Raw genomic sequence first — 20956 nt, forward strand, 5'->3', positions numbered from 1 at the left:
GTTACATCATGCCTTTGACCAGACGTTCCTGTTCGATCAGTTCTTTCTGGCGAGCGTCGATGCGTGAAGCCAGTTGGAAGTTGTTGCTGGAACGACGCTTGGCGAAGTCCAGTTGCTGGATGGCCTGGCGGAAGTCGCCGACCAGAGCAAAGAACTCGGCGCGGGCCTGGTGCAGGCCGACGGTATTGCCGGTCAGGCCACGGGCTTCGGCCACCTGATACCAGATGTCCGGGTCGACCGGACGGTTTTTCAGCAAGGCATCCAGGGCTTTTTCGGCTTCAGCGTTTTTGCCTTGCTTGAGCAGGGTGTCGATACGCGCCTGATTGAGCGGGTAGTTGCCAGGGTATTGAGTCAGCAGGCGCTCTGCGCGCTGCTGAGCTTCGGCGAGGCGGTTGCTGGTGATGTCCAGGTCGATCTGGGCCAGGTTGAAGGTGATGTCGTTAGGTGCCTTGTCCAGCAGCGGCTTGAGGCCTTCGCGTGCTTCGTTGAGCTGGCCGCCCTTGATCTGGGCAATTGCCAGGCCATAGCGAGCGTAGTCTGACTTCGGGTTTTCGCTGAGCTGGGCACGGAAGCGCTTGGCAGCAATGCCTGGGGTTTCTTCATAGATCAAGGCGATGCGGGCACGCATCAGTTGATAACGCAGGCTGTCTTCCTTGCCGCCGGACGCGGCCTGTTCGGCGCGGTTACGGGTGTCGGCGATACGTGACTCGCTGACCGGGTGGGTCAGGAGAAACTCTGGCGGCCTCGCATCGAAGCGGTACTGGCGCATCAGACGTTCGAACATGGTGGGCATGTTGCGCGGGTCGTAGCCGGCTTTTTCCAGATTGAGGATGCCGATGCGGTCGGCTTCCTGCTCGTTCTGGCGCGAGAAGCGTCGCTGCTCCTGAATCGCTGCGGCCTGTGATCCGGCAATCGCGGCCATGCCGGCATCCCCGGCGCCGGCCGCAGCCATGACGATACCGGCCAGCATCGCGGCCATTACCGGCACCTGCATGCGTTGCTGGGCCTCGACACCACGGGCGAAGTGGCGCTGCGACAAGTGGGCCAGTTCGTGGGCCATGACTGAGGCATATTCGCCTTCGGTCTGGGCGTGCAGAAACAGGCCGCCGTTGACACCAATGATTCCGCCGGGGGCGGCGAAGGCGTTGAGCTGGTTGCTGTTGATCAGGATGAATTCGAGGCGCCGGTCCTGGACCTGGCTGGTCTCGGCCAGTTTATAGACCGAGGACTCGACGAAGTCTTTGAGTTGCGGGTCGGAAAGCTGATCGACCTGCGAGCGCAACATGCCCAGCCATGCCCGCCCCAATTGATGTTCCTGTTCCGGGGAGACGATGGACGAACTGGAGTCGCCCAGCGAGGGCAGGTCATCGGCCATGACCGGAGTGGCCAGCAGGCAGGCGAGGGTGAGCAGTGTAGGACGCAGAAAATTCATGCACGAAGCTCTGGGTAAATGTGCAGCTACTGTAGCTGCCTCAATGGCTTGCTGACCAGAGTGCGGTATTCTTCAAGCCATGTATGAAACATCCTGATTACTTTTTGCCACAACGATGTGCCTGGCTGGAGAGAAACGATGTCTGAAGCTGTAGTCCCCGAAAACTGTGATGCTGAACTGGATGCACGCGGGCTCAATTGCCCATTGCCGCTGCTCAAGGCCAAGATGGAACTCAACCGCCTGGTCAGTGGTGCGGTGCTCAAGGTGCTGGCCACCGACGCCGGCTCCCAGCGTGACTTTCGCAGTTTCTCACGGCTCTCCGGTCATCAGCTGTTGCATGAGCAGAGCGACGCGGGGGTCTATACCTACTGGTTGCGCAAAGCGTAGCTGGCCGTTTTTCTTCAAAAGGACGTTTGATGTACAAGGTGCTCCAAGACTGGATGCAGCGCTACTTTTCTGATGAAGAGGCGGTGGTGCTGGCGGTTCTGTTGGCTCTGGCCTTCACCCTGATTCTGACCCTGGGCGGGATGCTGGCGCCGGTCCTGGCCGGGCTGGTACTGGCGTTTCTGATGCAGGGGCAGGTCGGGCTCTTGATGCGTTTGCGCATCCCGGAGCGCGTAGCGGTGAGTCTGGTGTTCACCTTGTTCATCGGTTGTTTGCTGGTGTTTTTGCTGATCCTGGTGCCGCTGCTGTGGCATCAGTTGATTACCTTGCTCAATGAGTTGCCCGGCATGCTCGCCAAGTGGCAGTCGCTGCTGCTGTTGCTGCCTGAGCGTTATCCGCATCTGGTATCCGATGAGCAGGTGTTGCAGGCAATCGAGGTGGCGCGGGGTGAGGTGGGCAAGGTCGGCCAGTTGGCACTGACCTTTTCATTGTCCAGCCTGCCGCTGCTGGTCAACCTGATGATCTATCTGGTGCTGGTGCCGATCCTGGTGTTCTTCTTCCTCAAAGACCGCCATCAGATGGGCCGCTGGGCGCGGGGGTACCTGCCGCGTGAGCGGGCACTGCTTACCCGGGTGGCCAGAGAGATGAACCGGCAGATTGCCAATTACATCCGTGGCAAGGTCATCGAGATTGTCATCTGCGGTGGGGTGACCTACGTGGCGTTTGTCGCGCTGGGGCTCAACTACGCGGCGCTGCTGGCGATGCTGGTGGGCATTTCGGTGGTCGTGCCCTACGTTGGCGCTGTGGTCGTCACCGTGCCTGTGGCATTGATCGGCCTGTTCCAGTGGGGCTGGGGGGATCAGTTCATCTACCTGATGGCCATTCACGGGATCATCCAGGCGCTCGATGGCAACGTGCTGGTGCCGCTGCTGTTCTCCGAGGCGGTAAACCTGCATCCGGTGGCAATCATTTGCGCCGTGTTGCTGTTTGGCGGGCTATGGGGCTTCTGGGGGATCTTTTTCGCGATTCCGTTGGCCACCCTGTTCAAAGCGGTGCTCGATGCCTGGCCGCGCCAGGAGCCTGTTGTGGCACCGATGTTGTAGGGTATTCCGGGCGGCGCAGGGCGCGCTGCCCGGGTTCATAATGCGCAATCAGGCCTGATTCAGCTCTTGAGCCTTGGCCAGCACCTGCTCTACATGGCCGGGCACTTTCACGCCGCGCCACTCATGGCGCAGCACGCCATCCTTGTCGATCAGAAAGGTGCTGCGATCCACTCCCAGGTACTCCTTGCCATACAGCTTCTTGAGCTTGATGACATCGAACAGCTGGCACAGTGCTTCATCCTTGTCGCTGATCAGCTCGAACGGGAACGCCTGCTTGGCCTTGAAGTTCTCGTGAGTCTTGAGGCTGTCACGCGATACGCCGAACACCAGGGTGTTGGCGGCTTCGAATGCCGCAATGCTGTCGCGGAAGTTCTGGCCCTCGGTGGTGCAACCGGGGGTATTGTCCTTGGGGTAGAAGTAGATCACCACCTGACGCCCCTTGAGGCCGGACAGGCTGACGGTCTGACCGCCAGTGGCGGCTACCTGGAAATCGCTAACGGATTGGTCTACTACAACGGCCATCAGGCATTCCTTACATTGGGGCTTGTGGGCGCCATGGTTCGATCAGTGCGTCGAGGTTCAGGGCGTCGGAGAAATCCAGGAACTGGTCGCGCAGCCAACTGATCTGGGTACCTGCCGGCAGGGTTACGGTAAAGGTCGCATTAAGCATGGTGCCGCCGGTCTGCGGCGCCTGGTAGGTGTCGCAGGTGAGGTTTTCCAGCTCGACGTTGTGGTCGATGAAGAACTGGCACAGCTCATTGATAATGTCCGGGCGATAGGCCGAGCTGACATAGGCAACGTACGGCAGTGCCTCGGGACGGCTTTCAAGGGCGGCACTGCGCACCACGCTGATGGTGAAAGTGTGTTTCTTGGCCAGGTTGGGAAGCGCGACTTCCAGGCGCGCCAGAGCGTCCCAGCTGCCGGATACCTGCAGCACCAGAGCGCTGAACTCGCCGTGCCTGGTCAGGCGCGAGCTGACCACCGCACAACGGTTTTCATGGCTGGCGCGAGAGAGAATGTTGGCCAGTTCCATAGGGTTGGCGCCTAGGGCGCTGATGACAAGAAATTGTTCGCGAACCGGGGGGGTGGAGGACATGCAGCATTCCTAGATGATGAACGGTCGGTATCTTCCGGGCCTTTTCGAGCCGCTGGCAGGGATGGTCTGCTCCGCTGGTGTTCCGAACCTTCCTGGCCGGGCCAGCCGTGGCAGGGTCGCAACGCGCTGGAACAGGGCTGTCAGGGGCAAAACCGGGCGATTGGTCGCCGAGCGCAGACGAACGATACTGAGCAAAGGGTGAAGGGTAGCGAAATCCTTCGCCAAGGGGAATGCTCAGAGCGCCGGAGTTCGCTTGTACAAGGCTGATGGCGCCAGTACCATTACGGCTCTCTTTTTCCGGCAGGAGCGGTTGCATGATTGCGGGCAGTATGGTGGCACTCGTCACACCCATGGATGCACAAGGTAGTCTGGACTGGGACGCCCTGAGCAAACTGGTGGACTTCCACCTGCAAGAGGGCACCAACGCCATTGTCGCGGTCGGTACGACCGGCGAGTCGGCGACCCTGAGCGTAGACGAGCACATCGAAGTGATTCGTCGCGTGGTCGGCCAGGTGGCCGGGCGCATTCCGGTGATCGCCGGAACCGGCGCCAACTCCACCAGCGAAGCGGTGGAACTGACCACCAATGCCAAGAATGCCGGCGCTGATGCCTGCCTGTTGGTGGTGCCGTACTATAACAAGCCTACTCAGGAAGGCCTGTTCCAGCATTTCAGCCACATTGCCCGCGCCGTCGATATCCCGCAGATCCTCTACAACGTCCCTGGCCGCACCGCCTGCGACATGCAGGCCGAGACAGTGATCCGCCTGTCGACCGTGCCGAACATCATCGGTATCAAGGAAGCCACCGGCAACCTGCAACGCGCCAAGGACATCCTGGCCGGTGTCAGCAGTGATTTTCTGGTCTACTCCGGTGACGACGCCACGGCGGTAGAGCTGATGCTGCTCGGCGGCAAAGGCAATATCTCGGTCACTGCCAACGTTGCGCCACGGGCCATGAGCGACCTGTGCGCCGCCGCCCTGCGAGGCGATGCCGCCGCCGCCCGGGCCATCAATGACAAGCTCGCGCCGCTCAATAACGCCCTGTTCGTCGAATCCAACCCTATCCCTGTGAAGTGGGCGCTGACCGAGCTGGGTCTGATGCAGAGCGGTATCCGCCTGCCACTGACCTGGCTCAGCCAGTCCTGTCACGAGCCGCTGCGCCAGGCCCTGCGCCAGGCCGGCGTACTGGTTTAATTGAGGAAGTACAACGCAATGAAGCGATTGGCCGGACTTTCCGCACTTGCCCTGATCATCTCCAGCACCAGTGGTTGTGGCTGGGTATGGGGCCCAGACGGTTACTTCCGTGATCGCGGCAGCGATTACCTGGAAGCGACCCAGACAGCACCGATGCAGGTGCCAGCCGATATCAGTGGTGCCAAGCGCCTCGATCCGCTGCTGCCGATTCCGCGCAACGTTGCCGATAGCACCCACAAAGGTGAATACGTCGTGCCGCGTCCGCAACCGCTGAGCACTTCCTTGGCCGAGGCCGGCGATTTCAGCCTGCAGCGTAACGGCGAAGCACGTTCGATCCTGGCCCAGCGCCCGCCGGCCGAAGTCTGGCCGGTGGCGCACCAGTACTTCGAAGACAATGGTTTCCGGATCGCTGAAGAGCGCCCGCAGACCGGTGAGTTCACCACAAGCTGGCAGCGTGGCGACGAACTCTCGGCTTCGGTGGCTCGTCGTCTGGCCGGTGGTGGTAGCCCCGCTGACGGCGAAACCCGCGTACGGGTACGTATCGAGCCTGGCGTGCAGCGCAACACCAGTGAAATCTACGTGGTCAGCGTTTCCCGTGCCGCGGGCAGCACCAGCGATGTCGAGTTTCCTGCGCGCAGCGCCAACCTCGGCGTTGACGCTTCGCTGACCGACGACCTGCTGGCGAGCCTGAACCGCAATGCCGGGCAGGGCGGTTCGGTGTCGCTGCTGGCTGCGCGTGACTACGATGCCCCGAGCCGCGTGGCCCTGGGCTCGGACGGTAGCGGTAACCCGGTCCTGAATGTGGGTGAAGACCTTGATCGTGCCTGGTCCAGTGTCGGTCGTGCGCTGGAGCAGGGAGACTGGCGCGTTGAAGACATCAACCGCAGCCTGGGTCTGTATTACATCAACCTGGCAGAGCGGGCCAAGACGCCTGAAAACGAATCCGGTGGCTTCTTCAGTGGTCTGTTCGGCAGCAAACCGACCAAGGAAGAGCTTGAAGCTCGCGCCGAGCGTTATCAGGTGCGCCTGAGCAAGGTCGGTGACAGCGTCCAGGTGACGGTCGAGAAGAACATCAACACCGTGGCACCTGCCGATGTGGCGCGTCGCGTGTTGAGCATCATTCAGGATCACTTGGGCTAAGTGCGCTTCGCGGTCCTCGGCAGCGGCAGTCGTGGCAATGCCACGCTGGTCGCAAGCCACGATACTTATGTGTTGGTCGATTGCGGCTTTTCGCTGCGTGAGACCGAGCGACGCCTGGCCCGGCTGGGCGTCGCTGCAGAACAGCTCAGTGCGATTCTGGTGACCCACGAACATGCCGATCATGTGCATGGCGTGGGTTTGCTGTCTCGGCGCTACAATGTGCCGGTGTACCTCAGTCGCGGGACGTTGCGCGGCATGCGCAAGCCTGTAGAGGCCGCTGCACTGCTCTGTGCCGGCGAGTCGCTGCGCATCGGCGCGCTGGACATCGACGTGGTGTCGGTCGCCCACGATGCACTGGAGCCAACCCAGTTTGTCTTCAGCGACGGGCAGCGGCGCTTTGGCCTGCTGACCGACCTGGGGTCATATTGCACGGACGTATTGCAACGCTATCAGGGCCTGGATGCCCTGATGATCGAAGCCAACCATTGCCGCGATCTGCTTGCCAGAGGGCCTTATCCGGTCTTTCTCAAGCAGCGGGTGGGAGGCCACACAGGACATTTGAACAATCATCAGGCCGCGAGCCTGGTGAGCGAGCTGGGATGGCAGACACTGCAACACCTGGTGCTGGCCCATCTGAGCAGCAAGAACAACCGGCCGCAGTTGGCCCGGCAATGTTTCGTCGATACCCTCGGGTGCGACCCGGACTGGCTGCAACTGGCCGATCAAGATTGTGGGCTCGACTGGCGACAGATCGCCTAGCCCAATCATTAGCAAGCGGAGCCCATCATGGAAAAGCGCGAAGAACTCTACCGCGGTAAAGCCAAATCGGTTTACAAGACCGATGACGCCGACCGTTTGATCCTGCTGTTTCGTAACGACACCTCGGCGTTCGACGGCAAGCGTATCGAGCAACTGGACCGCAAAGGCATGGTGAACAACAAGTTCAACGCCTTCATCATGCAGAAGCTCGAAGAGGCCGGCGTGCCGACCCAGTTCGACAAGCTGCTGGGTGACAACGAAGCACTGGTCAAGAAGCTCGACATGATCCCGGTCGAGTGCGTCGTGCGTAACTACGCTGCCGGCAGCCTGGTCAAGCGTCTGGGCGTTGAAGAAGGCCTGAAGCTTGAGCCTTACACCTTCGAACTGTTCCTCAAGGATGACGCCAAGGGCGACCCGTTCATCAACGAATCTCACGTTGTGGCATTCGGTTGGGGCACCGCCGAGCAACTGGCGCGCATGAAAGAGCTGTCGCTGAAGGTCAACGAAGTGCTGAGCAAGCTGTTCGACGACGCTGGCCTGCTGCTGGTCGACTTCAAGCTGGAGTTCGGCGTGTTCCACGGCCAGATCGTGCTGGGCGACGAGTTCAGTCCTGATGGCTGCCGCCTGTGGGACAAGGAAACCCGCAAGAAGATGGACAAAGACCGCTTCCGTCAGGGGCTGGGCGACGTCATCGAAGCCTATGAAGAAGTCGCGCAGCGTCTGGGCGTGCCCCTGTAAGTTTGCAAGCGCTTGATACCACGAAAAAAATTGTAGAAATGTCTCGACAACTACGATCAAGCTGGTATGATGCGCGCCATTGGAGAGATGCCGGAGTGGTCGAACGGGACGGATTCGAAATCCGTTGTACTGGCAACAGTACCTAGGGTTCAAATCCCTATCTCTCCGCCATACAACGAAAAGCCCCGCAGATGAAAATCTGCGGGGCGTTTTCGTTTTACTCCTGCTGCATGCTTTTGAGCATCGTTCCTCGTTCGGTATCAGCCAGCTGTCTCGCATGACGTGGTCTGCTGTGTTCAGCCGATCGCCCGGTTGTATAAATGTTGGCAGTTATCCTACAACCGTGTCGGCCATTATATAAATTTAATTGGTTTGCCATACCCATTAACAAGTTAGGGGTATACAGGCTTAATTGGATCCAGAGATATCCTTTTGTCTACCACTCACCCAGATGATGTGAAACATTTTTGGGGTGGAAATATGTCTGGTATCAAATCGGTTACCATGGGCCCGGTATTGTCTGACGATCCACGCATTTAAACCCTGATTGTGGGCAAGGTTATTTATGGATGGCGCGCAATTAAGAGCCTGCCTGGAGGCTGAGGTAGATGAACTGCATGCCCAAGGTAATATTGACTCGCTCATCAAGCAGCATTATCAGTACCTGGGGCAGTACTATAAAGTTCGGCCGTTCTTTTACAAGAATGTTCTGAAATTTGACAGGTTTATGGTGGTGTTGGCCATGTTGACCAACTATTACGATGAGCATCTTCCTTCGCTGTCAAAGGTTCGCGAGTTGTGTTTGCAGCGTGGTTATTTGTCCAAAAACAGCCTGGAGTCGTATTTCTCCTTTTTCATTATTTCCGGTTACATGGAGGTGACGCATCACCCGGATGATCGACGGCTCAGGATTTACAGGCCTTCTGTGCGGGCCATGGCTGAGGCCGTCAATATCGTCAGTGCCTATTACTTTCCGGCGCTCGGTATGACGGATACCTGTGATGGCTCTGCAAAGGTCAGTGGACGAACCGTAGAGGCGTTCTTTCGCGGCTTCAAGCGGATTCTGGATGCTGACATCACCCTTGACATGCTGCTGCCGGAAAGCCGCTGGCTGATTAATCGCGACGGCGGGCACATGCCGATGCTGGCCCTGTTCGTCGAGGCGCTGGAAAAGCAGGCCAAGGCCGGGTCGGGTTGTAAAAGGTCGAGCTACGGAGAAATGTCTGCCGGGCTTGCGGTGTCGAGCACTCATTTGATCAGGCTGGTGAGGGAGGGTGAAACGAAGGGCTATTTCACAACGGCCAGGAGCACCTTGGAACTGTCGGAAAGCTTCATGCAGTTGGTGCGAAAAATGATGCTGATCAACTTCGCTATTACCCGAGTAAGCATCCGGCTGGGTGAACAGCACACCGGCCAATAAGGAGGTACATGAAGACCAACATGGAGCAGGGTAAAGTTGCAGCGAACTCAAGACAGGCGACTCAGAAAGGTGTTGCATGGCGGTATTGTGCGTGCGGAGTGTCTGGCGATTTCCAGTTGGTGTGTGGTGCAGTGGCTTGTTTACTCCCGTCAGTCAGTGATCGAGGCGCTCCTGCTGTTTTTTCTGATGATTGCCATCAGTCTTGTCCAGACATTTACCCGTAGCGATAAAGTCTGGCGGCTCGCGGGTGTGGTATTTGTTCTGGTGTTTTCTGCATCTTACAAGTTTTTATTTGTTTCGCGTCCCGAGCTGTATCAGGCATTTTCATTGGCTTTTGCAGTCATTGCCGTATTGGGCGCTTCGTTGCTGATCCGCAGTCCTCATGATTACACGGTCACTGCGTTATTGACCTGGTTGATTATCTGGCCCGTCGCACCCTTGGCGGTGCCGGACGCCAATCTGTATGTCGTTATCTTTGCCCTGTTTTCCGTCGCGTTGGGCGGGCTTAACAATTATTCGTTCATGGATTCTCTGAGGAGCATTTTGGCGGCCGAGCAACAGTATCGGGTTATGGCTGAAACCGACTATCTGACCGGTATCTACAACCGTCGTGCGTTCATGGCGCGTTTCGAGCGCCTGGCGCTGTCCGTGCGGGGCGGGTGCTTTCTGATGATTGATATCGATAACTTCAAGCGTGTCAACGATGGCTGGGGGCATGACGTCGGTGATCAGGTTCTGTGTGCCCTGGCGCGTTGCCTGGATCAGGTGCAAGGCAGTCACTGTCATGGGCGCCTTGGTGGCGAGGAGTTCGGTGTGCTGCTCGATACGCGTAATACCCAGGAGGCCGTCGCTTATACCGAGCGCCTGCTGCAGGCGGTGCGCGGCTGCGACTTTTTGCCCTGCAGGTTCACCGTGAGTGCGGGCCTGGTGTCTTTCGAGCGGGGGGCGGATGTCTCGCACGTGCTCAAAAGCGCTGATCGCAAACTTTACGAGGCCAAGAGTGCCGGTAAAGACAACTTCAAGATGCAGGTGTGCTGAGTGTTCGCCTGCTATCGCTCATACCGCTGTAGAAACCATTGCGATAGAGCAGGGAGGTGCCATGAGGCACAGCATAGCGACAGCCGTTGCCGATCTGGAGTCCGGTGTCGCGCACCTGAAAGGTCAAGTGTCATGCATGTTGCTGAAGATCAATCAGGTCGATTGCGCCATTGACATTGCCAAGTCGCTGCTGGCCAGCACAGATCGGTTAATGGGCGGGCCCCAGACCAATGCGAGCAGTTTGAGTGACCTGTCCTGTGTTCATCTCAAGGGCGAGTTGTTGAGGCTTATTGCGGTCGTCGAGGAGGGCGTCAGAAGAATTCTGGGGCTGACCGGCATGTTGATCGACGACGTTCGCCAGAGACTGTTGATCATCAGTCGGGGGTTTTGCGAGTTCGATTCAGCGCGTGGTCGTTTGAATGCCCTGAAGACGGTGCTGGATGACGTCGAGTCGTTATGTGTCTCGATTCTGGCGCGATCCAGCGTTCAGTTGCTGGCGCTTGATGCCTTGAAACAGAACAAGGGCGCCCTTGAGTGACCGCTTGGCAGGTTCTGCCGGTGGTTCATTCGCCGTAACCATTGGGAGGTGTGAGTATGTTCGACCGACGCTTGAAACAAGAGCTGATAAAGCGCGATAACCAGTTACGGCAGTTACAGCAACTGGGTGCACAGCTGGATGCGGGCATGCTCTCAGTGCGCCTGGGTCCGGATTTGAAAGTCATGGCATTCAACAGCGCATTTGCCGATTCGCTGGGGCGCGTGCCTGAGCGGCTGCATGGCCAGAGTCTGAAGCAGCTCATGTCAACGTCAGGCAGCACCGCGGGGCTCTTCGCAGCGCTGGAAGACGGACTGAAGGCGTCAAAGCCTGTGCATGACCGTTACCGGTTTATACGCACCGATGGCGGCACGGCCTGGCTGAGCCTGCATTGGCTGCCGGTGTATGACGATGCGGGCCGTCTCGAACATGTGCAGGGTTACGGTTCGGCTATCACCGACATGGTCGAGCAGATCAGCGAACATTCGCAAATCCTGGCGGCGTTGCTCAGGTCCACGGCGGTAATCCAGTTCAATCCCGACGGCACCGTGATCACCGCCAACGATCAATTCCTGCAGAGCATGGGGTATTCGCTGGCGCAGATTCAGAAACGTCATCATCGGATCTTCTGCGCCACGGACTATGCCGCCTCTGCCGAATACGTGGCGTTTTGGGAAAGGCTGCGGCAGGGTGAATACGTGGCGGGCCGGTTTTGCCGGCTGCACAATCGTGGTCATCCGGTCTGGCTGGAGGCTTCCTATAATCCGGTCTATGACGCTGAAGGGCGGCTGTACAAAGTGGTCAAGTTCGCCAGCGTCGTAACCGACCAGGTGAGCCGCGAGACACAGGTCAAAAGCGCTGCGCAGATTGCCTACGATATTTCGCGCCAGACCGAGACCCGCGCCGCGCAGGGTACCGAGGTCGTACAGCAGGCCATCAAAACCATGAAATCCATCGCCGGTCAGATGCAATCGGCGACCGCCAGCATGCAGGCTTTGGGCGATCAGTCGTTGCTGATCAGCAGCATGGTGGAGAAGATCAGCGCGATTGCTTCGCAGACCAATCTGCTTGCCCTCAACGCGGCTATCGAGGCTGCGCGTGCCGGTGAGCAAGGTTGGGGCTTTGCAGTTGTGGCCGATGAGGTGCGTCAACTGGCCGGGCGCACCAGCGCGGCCACCGGTGAAATCGTCCAGATTGTCCAGCACAACAAGACCCTGGCTGACAAGGCGGTCGAAGACATCCAATCCAGTCGGACAAAGGCCGAGCAAGGCCTGCTGATGGCCGAGCAGGCCGATACCGCGATCATCGATATTCGCAATGGGGCCATTGAGGTGGTTCAGGCTGTAGGAAGGGTCACGGTGGATTTGGGCTAAGCGCTTGGTATGCACAACTGCGCCGTAGAGCCGGTCGCCCGTACCGATGGCCGGGTATTTGACGACGATCAGGTATCTATTCTGGTTGCCCTATTCCCTGCTCGCGGCGCCAGTGCGACTGCTATCGTGAAGAGCACGATTCAGCGTGTTGTTACGTATTACGTTGGTTTGACCTGACTCACAATCGAATGCTCAGGGGGCCATCATGCAAAAGACTGTCATTTTTGGAGTGCTCGATACTGCTCAGTTGGCGTACTACTACTTGAAAAAAGACCCTTCGGTTGAAGTTGTCGGTTTCACGGTCAACCAACGTTATCTCCCGGAATCGAGACATTTCGAAGGCTTACCGGTGGTGCCGTTCGAATCCCTCCATGAGTATTTTCCGTGTGTCGGGTACAAGCTGTTTGCACCGATGACGGGGCGCAGGATGAACCGTCAGCGTGAGTCGATCTATCTTCAGGGCAAAGAAAAGGGCTACGACTTCATTTCATACGTCAGCCCCCAGGCGACGGTGAATGACAACCTGATCGGTGAGAACTGTTTCATTCTGGAAGACAACACACTGCAACCCTTCACCAGCATCGGTAACAACGTGGTCATGTGGAGTGGTAACCATATTGGTCACCATAGCGAGATTCGCGACCATGCGTTTTTCGCCTCCCATGTGGTCCTGTCCGGGCATTGCCTGGTCAATGCCTATGCCTGGTTCGGCGTCAATTCGACCATCACCAATAATTGCACGATCGCTGAGGGCACCTGTGTCGCCATGGGGGCGCTGATTTCGAAAGACACTCAGCCTTGGCAGTTATATGTCGGTGCCCCGGCGCGCGCGGTGAAAAGCAGTCAGGAACTGGATTTCTAGGCATCCCATGGTGTGTAAGGCCTGCGCCTCACAGGTAATCGTAGGCCTCAAGATGCGGTTTTATACCTTGGGCGCCGACTTCCATCAGCGCATCGATGATCGACAGGTACGGGGTAAAGACTTTGCCACGCTGGCGGTAGGGCAGTGGCTGCATGGCGATGAATTGCAGATTTATACCGGCTTTGGCAAATGCCCGTGGCTCGTACAGTGACCTGCCGCCCTGGGCGTTGATGTAGCGTGTTGCACTTTCCTGGCGGCAAATATCCAGAATCCGTTCCTGCGCCGCCAGGTGCGCGTTGTTGTAGATCTGGCTGCTGGGGATGATTCGCGCCGTCAGGCCCATGAAGCTCGCCATCATTTGAATCTGATAAGTCAGAAATTGCGCAAGGTTGCTGCTCTCAAAGCTCAGCAGGTGCTCAAGCAAAGGAAACACCTGATGGAAGCAGGGCGCTTTGCCGTAAGCCATTTGTACACTCATCAGCATTCGACGCTGCCACTGCGCGGCGGGTGCGATCTGGATCTGGTTAATCTTGCGGTTCTGCGATGCATCAAGCAGCGGCAATGTGATCAAGCCCGCAGCGTTATTGATCAGGATCCGGTTGCGATTGATCCAGCCACGGTTGATGTAGTTCACGTCGTCATAGACCACGAAGCAGTCCGAGGCGTGTAGCAGTTGCCAGTAGCCAATATAGGGAAACAGGTAGGGTTGCATGATCGCCACTGCGCTCATGCAATCGCCTCGGCAATCGCGAAGTTGTTGCACGGGGGCTTGAAAGTGATAACGCTGACGTGCAGATGGTGGCGGAAACTGTCGAGCATCCGTTTCTCTCCCTGGCGATTCAAAAAATGTCCTTGGCCCACGTGTACGGGCGTAAGACGTTATTGAATCGCTCGCGCTGGCCCATCCGGAGTACAGGTTCAGTTAACTGTCGACCAACGCTCTGAGGTCACGGGTGATCAGGTCAATCACTCCAGCAAACTGTAGCAGCCAGGGGTGTTCGTGCAACGGACGGCTTTGCAGTGGCGGTAAATATTATTGCGTGCTGACGGGTATGCGCATGGCGTGGTGCATGAGCGTCGCCGGGTGACTCTGCATGTCATCCATCTGGTCTATTCTCCCTGCAAGTGCATACGCTATCGGGGGCTTCCTACGGTTGCGCAGCACCCTCCGCTGTCGCCCGAAGTGCCACACGGCCTCGGTTCACTCAGTTGCATGCAAGGAGTTGCAAATGACCGATGTAGATCAAGCAGAACAAACCCCTTCGCTTCCGGATCAAGGCTACGATGAGCTGATCGCCCAGTTTCAGGCGCAGGGTCGGCAGATTGATTGGCTGCTGCAGTGGCTGGTCAGGTTTGTGGTGAGTACCAAGGTCGAGCTGGGTGTCACCCTGTCGGTCGGTGGAAATCTGCTGTCAGGACATCTTGTTTCTCATGATGCCTATTTTGATCAACTGGCCGAGGAACTGGCGGCGCCTTTTGGTCAATTTCACAACGGTACTGATCAATCAATGAAGGAAATGATTCTGTCGTTCAAACCCGGTGAGCTGGCTGAGGACGATAATCACGCCTTCCACTTCATTCATCTCAAGGACGCCAAAACCTACTCTTCCGACCAGAGCCCGATCTGCGAAACCGGTGTGCTGTGGCGTGGCCGCATCGCTGCGGTAGACGGCTTCAGTATCGGTCGGATCGTGACGCATTGATGGCAGCTGTCCGGCGCGGTGCAAGCCTCGCCGGCGGTTCACTTTATCAACGGGCAAAGAAAAGCCCGCCGGATGGGGGGAGCGGGCTTAAGGTTCACACTTGGGAGCGACTTCAAGATGCAACAGCCGCTGTGAAAAGTTCGTGAACTTCATGTCATGGTTTTGCAGCCTGTTAGTTTTTGTTTTTTTGTTCGCCAAGGCTGGGTTTCGGCCGTCGTTGCGAATGCCCGCTGAATTTCCCACGTCGACGTTCTCCAGCGCCAAATCAGCGCGCGCCGTCGTCATTGGCCGTTGTCGTCAGATGGCAACAAAATCTGTGCAGCGTGGTGCAGGCGATCTCGCTGAAAACTGTCGTTTTTTAGCGACAATATGTCGCAGCGGGGCGGGTGTCGCGAGTAATATGTGCGGCCTGTATTGCTCACCGAATTTTTCCGGTATGGCCTGAGAGAGCTGGCAAAAAAACAATAACGCAACACGCCAGGTTGCACGCCCCGGTCTTGCACAGAATTTACGAGAGACGAAAAGGCGAAGAAGAAATGACCAATACCACACGACCGCTGTACATTTCCTACGCAGGTCCTTCCCTGTTGGAAATGCCCCTTCTGAACAAGGGCAGTGCGTTCACTCCGCAAGAGCGGATCGATTTCAACCTGATCGGCTTGTTGCCACAAAACGTGGAAACCATCGAAGAACAGGTGACCCGGGCCTACAGCCAGTATCAGCAGTGCGCCAGTGATCTGGACAAGCACATCTTCCTGCGCTCGATCCAGGACAACAACGAGACGCTGTTCTTCCGTCTGCTGGACGCGAATCTGGAACAGATGCTGCCGATCATCTACACCCCGACGGTCGGTCAGGCGTGTCAGGAATTCTCCAAGATCTACCGCACCCACCGCGGCCTGTTCATTTCCTATCCTGACCGCGATCGTATCGACGACATCCTGCGCAGCGCGACCAAAGACCGGATCAAGATCATCGTGGTAACCGACAGCGAGCGCATTCTCGGTCTGGGCGACCAGGGCATCGGCGGCATGGGGATCCCGATCGGCAAATTGTCGTTGTACACCGCCTGCGGTGGGGTCAGCCCGGCCTACACCCTGCCGATCGTGCTGGATGTCGGCACCAACAACCGTGAATTGCTGGATGACCCGATGTACATGGGCTGGCGCCACGAGCGGGTGACCGGCAAGGAGTACGAAGACTTCGTTGCGCTGTTCATCGAAGCGGTACAGCGCCGCTGGCCGGACGTGCTGCTGCAGTTCGAAGACTTTGCCCAGGCCAACGCCATGCCGTTGCTGGACAAATATCGCGACGTGCTGTGCTGCTTCAACGATGACATTCAGGGCACCGCGTCCGTGGCGGTGGGTACGCTGCTGGCGGCCTGCAAGGCCAAACAGGAAACCCTCGGCCAGCAGAAAGTGGTGTTTCTGGGCGCCGGTTCCGCCGGTTGCGGTATCGCCGAACACATCATCGCCGCCATGCAGGTCGAGGGCCTGAGCGAGGCCCAGGCACGCAAGCGGATCTTCATGGTCGACCGTTTCGGTCTGCTCACCGAGGGCATGGATAACCTGCTGGACTTCCAGAAGCGCCTGGCGCAGCAGTCTGCTGACGTGGCCGGTTGGGCAAGCGCCGGTCAGGATTATGCGTCACTGCTGGATGTGGTCAGCAACGCTGGCGCCACCGTACTGATCGGGGTTTCGGGTCAGCGTGGCCTGTTCAGCGAAGAAGTGATCCGTGAGTTGCACAAGCACTGCCCGCGTCCGCTGGTGATGCCACTGTCCAACCCGACCTCCAAGGTCGAGGTCACGCCTGAGGAAGTCCTGCGCTGGACCGACGGCCAGGCCCTGGTTGCCACCGGTAGCCCGTTTGCCCCGGTGAACATCAACGGTCGCACCGTACACATTGCCCAGTGCAACAACTCGTACATCTTCCCGGGCATCGGTCTGGGTGTCCTGGCGTGCAAGGCTTCGCGAATCAGCGACCGCATGCTGATGGCAGCCTCGAACGCCCTGGCCGAATGCTCGCCTATGGTGACCGGGGAGGGCGATGCGGTGTTGCCGCCGCTCAAGGACATTCAGCAGGTCAGCCGCAAGATCGCTCTGGCCGTGGCCAAAGAGGCCCAGGCCGAAGGACTGGCGCTGGAAACGCCGGAAGACGTTATTCTCGACGCCATCGAGCGCAACTTCTGGACGCCTGAGTACCGTACCTACCGTCGGCGTTCCAACTGACCGACAGCCGGGGCGCGCAATGCGCTCCGGCCTCCTGCAACATCTGCTCAATACTATGAAGATTGTGCAAAGACTTGCCGGCTGATGCGCGACAAGCTCCCACGGCGATATATACTGCGCGCCATTATCCAAGGGAGAGCCGTGTGGCCATCGATATTCACTGGATCCGCGACGACGACAGCCTTGCCCGCCAATGCACGCAATGGCAGTCCCTGCCGTTTATCGCCGTCGACACCGAATTCATGCGGGTCGATACCTTCTATCCGATCGCCGGTTTACTGCAGGTCGGATATGGCAACAACGCCTGGCTGATCGATCCTTTGCTGATCAACGACTGGCACCCGCTGGCGGTACTGCTGGAAGACCCGGCCGTTACCAAAGTTCTGCATGCCTGCAGCGAAGACCTCGAAGTCTTGCTGCGCCTCACCGGCAGCCTGCCGCTACCGTTGTTCGATACCCAACTGGCAGCCGGTTACCTGAACATCGGCTTTTCGATGGGCTATTCGCGGCTGGTGCAAGCGGTGCTGGACATCGAACTGCCCAAGGGCGAGACCCGTTCCGACTGGCTGCAGCGGCCACTGTCCGATACGCAGGTCAGCTATGCGGCAGAAGACGCCATGCATCTGGCCGAGCTGTTCAACAAGTTGCAGCCACAGCTATCGGCCGAGAAGTACGCCTGGGTTCTGGAAGACGGCGCCGAACTGGTCGCCAATCTGCGTCGCGAAAGCGATCCGCGCGAGGCTTACCGCGAGGCCAAGCTGGCCTGGAAGCTGTCTCGTCAGCAATTGGCGGTGCTGCGTGAGCTGTGCACCTGGCGTGAGCAGCAGGCGCGGATTCGCAACCAGCCGCGTAATCGTATCCTGCGTGAAGCTTCGTTGTGGCCGTTGGCCAAGACTCAGCCGGATCAGCTCACCACGCTGGCGCGCATCGAAGACATGCACCCGCGTACCGTGCGTCAGGATGGCGAGTTTCTCTTGCAACTGATCAAGAGCGCGGGCAATACCCCTGCCGAGCAATGGCCGGCGCCGCTGCCGGAGCCGCTGCCGATCGAAGCCTCGGCCATGCTCAAGTCATTGCGCGCCATCGGCCAGCAGTACGCCGAGCGCCTGGATATGGCGCCGGAATTGATGCTGCGCAAGAAAACCCTGGAGTTGCTGCTCAAAAGCGGCTATCCCCAAGGGCCTTACCAATTACCCGATTCGCTGCGTGGCTGGCGCCGTGAGTTGATGGGCCAGGCACTGCTCGACAGCCTGGCCAGTGTCGGAGAACAGCCTTGAAACGTATTTGCTCCATCTATCGCAGCCCCAAGAAGAACGAGATGTACCTGTACGTCCTGAAAAGTGACGTGCTCAGCCGTGTACCTGAGGGTTTGCTGACCGCGTTCGGCAAGCCGCAGCATGCCTTTGACCTGGTCCTGAGCCCTGAGCGTGCGCTGGCGCGTGAGGACATCACCAAGGTGCTGGAAAACCTCGACAACCAGGGTTATCACCTGCAAATGCCGCCTGCCGAAGAAGAATACATCGAGCATTTGCCCGAAGAACTGCTGCGTCGCAACGATCCGGTGTGATCGTGTCTGCCGGCATCCGACGGGTGCCGGTCTGGTGATGCCCGGTACTTCGTATTGACCTGCCTGCCCGAATTCCAGGATTGCCTTGCATGCGCGTTCTGATCGCTGAACATGATTACGCTCTCTATACCCGACTGCTGCAACAGGCTGCCCCACAACTCGAAGTCCTGAGCAGTGGTGATTCGGCGCAGTTGGCCGAAATGGCCAGTGATGCGCCGGTCTGGCTGGGCCAGCCCGATCTGCTCGCCACGTTGTTGCGTCAGGGGCACAAACCGCAGTGGATGCAATCAACCTGGGCCGGCATCACGCCGCTGCTCAGTGAGCACCTGAGCCGTGAGTACCGGCTGACCCGTGCGGTGGGTATTTTTGGCCAGGTGATGGCCGAATATGTTCTCACTTATATGCTTGGTCATGAGCGTGAAGTGCTTGCACGGCTGATGAGCCAGGTCGAGCGCAAATGGGATAACCGCCCAGGCCATAGCCTGGCCGGGCGCAAGGTACTGATCGTGGGTGCCGGTGACATTGGTCGGAGTGTTGCGCAGTTTCTACGGCCGTTTGGCGTGCAGTTGTTCGGCGTGACCTACACGGCGCGTGAGCTGCCGCCCTTTGAACAGGTCGTCACGCTGGCTGATATGGCGCAACTGCTCGGTGATATGGACTATGTGATCAATCTGCTGCCCAACACGCCGCAGACCCATGACCTGTACGATGCGAAGCTGTTCGCTTGCTTCAAGCCTTCGGCGCTGTTCATCAACACCGGGCGCGGCGTGTCGGTGGTCGATGCCGACCTGGTAGAGGCGCTCAAGGAAGGCCATCTGGCCGGTGCAGTGATCGACGTCTGCCGCCAGGAGCCCTTGCCCCGGCGTCATCCGTTCTGGACTGCCTATGGCCTGTTATTGACCGGACACAGTTCAGCGCCCACCTCGCCACCGGCGATGGTCGAACTGTTTCTGGACAACCTGCGCGCCTTTGAGACGGGCGAGCCATTGCGCGGTGAAGTGGATTTCGCGCGCGGTTACTGACGGCTGCGCCTGTCAAAATCCGTAGGAGCCGCCGGGCGGCGATCCGCTTCAGCGGCGAAGCCTTCGCCGCTGAAGCAGCTCCTACGAGGCCCGGTGTTTGCTGCGTGATTCAACCTACAGGCTGAAATCACCTTCGGCAGCCAGCTCGCTGACCGGCTGGCGCGGGCTCGGTACTTCACGGCCTTGCAGGTATTCCGGCAGGCTTGCCTTGTCACCGGCCTTGCCCACTGCGATCACCGCGTGAATCGCGTAGTGCTCCGGAATCTTCAGCTCTTGACGGGTCAGGTCCTGATCGAAGCCGGCCATGCCGTGGGTGTGCCAGCCGCTCAGGCTGGCCTGCAGGGCAAACAGCCCCCAGGCGGAGCCGGTGTCGAAGGTGTGCCACAGGGCCGGGCTTTCTTCGCTGGCGCCCGGTGCGGTGAAGGTGGTCTTCGACACAATGACCACCAAGGCTGAGGCGTGCTGGGCCCAGCTGCGGTTGAATTCATTGAGCAGGCCCAGGTAGCGTTCCCAGTTCGGTGTACCACGGCGCGCATACAGGAAGCGCCAAGGCTGTGAATTGTAGGCCGAAGGCGCCCAGCGCGCGGCTTCGATGAAGCTCAGCAGGGTTTCTTCCGGGATCACCGCATCGCTGAACGCCCGCGGCGACCAGCGTTGGATGAATTGCGGGTGAATGTCAAAGTCGGCAACGCGAGGATGAGTGCTCATGGCAGTCCTTGTCGTAGGGAGGGGTTGAATGACGGGCAGACAGGATGGGCCGTGGTCGGCAGGCATCAGGATGTAACAAAGCCTGTCAAAATTACTGTTTCGCACTACCAATGACAAGTCTGGCGACAGCCAGCGCTTGGCCCGCAGCAGTTGTGCCACTAGACTGGCGGCCTTTTCCTGCACCGACGCTGTTTAGCCGCCCATGACCGCCACACTCGAACCTTTCTGGATCCACAAGCGCCTCGACCAACTGAACCGGGATGAGTGGGAGTCGCTGTGCGATGGGTGCGGATTGTGCTGCCTGCAAAAGCTCGAAGACGAAGAAGACAACAGCGTCTACTACACACGCATCGCCTGCAAGCTGCTGGACCTCAAGACGTGCCAGTGTTCGGACTACCCGAACCGTCGCGAGGCCGTGCCGGACTGTATCCAGCTCACCCCAGGCCAGGCCGATGAGTTCAAGTGGCTGCCGCCGACCTGTGGTTATCGGCTGGTCAGCGAAGGCAAGGATCTGCCTGAGTGGCACCACTTGGTCAGCGGTGACCGCAAGGCGGTCCACCGCAAGCGTATCTCCCAGTCCGGACGCATGCTCAGCGAAGACAGCGTGCCTGAAGATGACTGGGAGGATTACCTGATTTTCCGCGCCGGCTGACGC

At 58.7% G+C, this 20956-nt stretch carries 21 protein-coding genes, 1 tRNA gene and 2 pseudogenes; 19 read left to right on the forward strand and 5 right to left on the reverse strand.

Going from position 1 to position 20956, the window contains the following annotated elements; translation table 11 throughout:
* Position 1: 1 nt before the first annotated feature.
* On the reverse strand, positions 2-1432 hold the full coding sequence (locus tag NRB16_RS04435; protein WP_257105556.1) for a M48 family metalloprotease: 1431 nt from the start codon (positions 1430-1432) through the stop codon (positions 2-4).
* Positions 1433-1570: 138 nt separating this feature from the next.
* Here NRB16_RS04435 and NRB16_RS04440 point away from each other — a divergent pair, with 138 nt between their 5' ends.
* Positions 1571-1819: a sulfurtransferase TusA family protein gene (locus NRB16_RS04440; RefSeq protein WP_045488980.1), complete on the forward strand. Its 249-nt coding sequence runs from the start codon at positions 1571-1573 to the stop codon at positions 1817-1819.
* 29 nt (positions 1820-1848) lie between these two features.
* Positions 1849-2919 carry an AI-2E family transporter gene (locus NRB16_RS04445; RefSeq protein WP_045488982.1) on the forward strand — a complete coding sequence of 357 codons (1071 nt, stop codon included), beginning with the start codon at positions 1849-1851 and terminating at the stop codon, positions 2917-2919.
* 48 nt (positions 2920-2967) lie between these two features.
* Here NRB16_RS04445 and NRB16_RS04450 read toward each other — a convergent pair whose 3' ends face one another.
* Positions 2968-3441, reverse strand: a complete 474-nt coding sequence (locus tag NRB16_RS04450; RefSeq protein ID WP_045488984.1) for a peroxiredoxin — start codon at positions 3439-3441, stop codon at positions 2968-2970.
* Positions 3442-3451: 10 nt separating this feature from the next.
* The gene (locus NRB16_RS04455; RefSeq protein WP_045488985.1) at positions 3452-4015 is read right to left on the reverse strand and encodes a glycine cleavage system protein R; all 564 of its coding nucleotides are present in this window, start codon (positions 4013-4015) and stop codon (positions 3452-3454) included.
* 314 nt (positions 4016-4329) lie between these two features.
* Between NRB16_RS04455 and dapA the strand changes: the two genes are divergently transcribed.
* From dapA to NRB16_RS04505, 11 genes and pseudogenes are all read left to right on the forward strand, one after another.
* Positions 4330-5208, forward strand: coding sequence for a 4-hydroxy-tetrahydrodipicolinate synthase (gene dapA, locus NRB16_RS04460; protein ID WP_045488987.1), 879 nt, complete (start codon positions 4330-4332; stop codon positions 5206-5208).
* Positions 5209-5226: 18 nt separating this feature from the next.
* The gene (bamC, locus tag NRB16_RS04465) at positions 5227-6348 is read left to right on the forward strand and encodes an outer membrane protein assembly factor BamC (protein WP_045488989.1); all 1122 of its coding nucleotides are present in this window, start codon (positions 5227-5229) and stop codon (positions 6346-6348) included.
* Positions 6349-7107, forward strand: a complete 759-nt coding sequence (locus NRB16_RS04470; protein ID WP_045488991.1) for an MBL fold metallo-hydrolase — start codon at positions 6349-6351, stop codon at positions 7105-7107.
* Positions 7108-7134: 27 nt separating this feature from the next.
* Complete coding sequence (gene purC / locus NRB16_RS04475; protein WP_045488992.1) at positions 7135-7845, forward strand: phosphoribosylaminoimidazolesuccinocarboxamide synthase; 711 nt, start codon at positions 7135-7137, stop codon at positions 7843-7845.
* 81 nt (positions 7846-7926) lie between these two features.
* A tRNA-Ser gene (locus NRB16_RS04480) sits at positions 7927-8016 on the forward strand.
* A 394-nt stretch (positions 8017-8410) separates the two neighbouring features.
* On the forward strand, positions 8411-9265 hold the full coding sequence (locus NRB16_RS04485) for a hypothetical protein (protein WP_045488994.1): 855 nt from the start codon (positions 8411-8413) through the stop codon (positions 9263-9265).
* An 87-nt stretch (positions 9266-9352) separates the two neighbouring features.
* Positions 9353-10303 (forward strand): GGDEF domain-containing protein, encoded by a 951-nt coding sequence (locus NRB16_RS29560; protein ID WP_257105557.1) that lies wholly within the window; start codon positions 9353-9355, stop codon positions 10301-10303.
* A 61-nt stretch (positions 10304-10364) separates the two neighbouring features.
* A complete protein-coding gene (locus NRB16_RS04495) occupies positions 10365-10841 on the forward strand; it encodes a hypothetical protein (RefSeq protein ID WP_045488996.1) in 477 nt (158 codons plus the stop codon).
* Between the two features lie 56 nt (positions 10842-10897).
* A pseudogene (locus NRB16_RS29565) lies at positions 10898-11662 on the forward strand (PAS domain-containing protein); the annotation flags it as partial.
* Between the two features lie 111 nt (positions 11663-11773).
* Positions 11774-12211: pseudogene (locus NRB16_RS29570) on the forward strand (methyl-accepting chemotaxis protein); the annotation flags it as partial.
* Positions 12212-12416: 205 nt separating this feature from the next.
* Positions 12417-13073, forward strand: coding sequence for an acetyltransferase (locus NRB16_RS04505; protein WP_253142705.1), 657 nt, complete (start codon positions 12417-12419; stop codon positions 13071-13073).
* Positions 13074-13101: 28 nt separating this feature from the next.
* On the opposite strand, the gene NRB16_RS04510 is transcribed toward NRB16_RS04505, so the two are convergent.
* Positions 13102-13803 carry a WbqC family protein gene (locus tag NRB16_RS04510; RefSeq protein WP_253142706.1) on the reverse strand — a complete coding sequence of 234 codons (702 nt, stop codon included), beginning with the start codon at positions 13801-13803 and terminating at the stop codon, positions 13102-13104.
* Positions 13804-14302: 499 nt separating this feature from the next.
* Here NRB16_RS04510 and gvpU point away from each other — a divergent pair, with 499 nt between their 5' ends.
* From gvpU to NRB16_RS04535, 5 genes are all read left to right on the forward strand, one after another.
* Positions 14303-14776 (forward strand): gas vesicle accessory protein GvpU, encoded by a 474-nt coding sequence (gvpU, locus tag NRB16_RS04515; RefSeq protein WP_045489006.1) that lies wholly within the window; start codon positions 14303-14305, stop codon positions 14774-14776.
* A 536-nt stretch (positions 14777-15312) separates the two neighbouring features.
* On the forward strand, positions 15313-17004 hold the full coding sequence (locus NRB16_RS04520; protein ID WP_253115165.1) for an NAD-dependent malic enzyme: 1692 nt from the start codon (positions 15313-15315) through the stop codon (positions 17002-17004).
* Between the two features lie 143 nt (positions 17005-17147).
* Positions 17148-18281, forward strand: coding sequence for a ribonuclease D (gene rnd, locus NRB16_RS04525; protein WP_045489011.1), 1134 nt, complete (start codon positions 17148-17150; stop codon positions 18279-18281).
* Positions 18278-18571, forward strand: a complete 294-nt coding sequence (locus tag NRB16_RS04530) for a YcgL domain-containing protein (RefSeq protein WP_045489014.1) — start codon at positions 18278-18280, stop codon at positions 18569-18571. Before rnd ends, NRB16_RS04530 begins: the two co-directional genes overlap by 4 nt.
* Positions 18572-18660: 89 nt before the next feature.
* On the forward strand, positions 18661-19593 hold the full coding sequence (locus tag NRB16_RS04535) for a D-2-hydroxyacid dehydrogenase (protein ID WP_257105558.1): 933 nt from the start codon (positions 18661-18663) through the stop codon (positions 19591-19593).
* A gap of 114 nt (positions 19594-19707) precedes the next feature.
* On the opposite strand, the gene NRB16_RS04540 is transcribed toward NRB16_RS04535, so the two are convergent.
* The gene (locus NRB16_RS04540) at positions 19708-20301 is read right to left on the reverse strand and encodes a nitroreductase family protein (protein ID WP_045489021.1); all 594 of its coding nucleotides are present in this window, start codon (positions 20299-20301) and stop codon (positions 19708-19710) included.
* Positions 20302-20503: 202 nt separating this feature from the next.
* Between NRB16_RS04540 and NRB16_RS04545 the strand changes: the two genes are divergently transcribed.
* Positions 20504-20953 carry a YcgN family cysteine cluster protein gene (locus NRB16_RS04545; RefSeq protein WP_253115161.1) on the forward strand — a complete coding sequence of 150 codons (450 nt, stop codon included), beginning with the start codon at positions 20504-20506 and terminating at the stop codon, positions 20951-20953.
* Positions 20954-20956: the final 3 nt, after the last annotated feature.

Source organism: Pseudomonas sp. LJDD11 (genome assembly GCF_024584215.1).
GTDB lineage: Bacteria > Pseudomonadota > Gammaproteobacteria > Pseudomonadales > Pseudomonadaceae > Aquipseudomonas.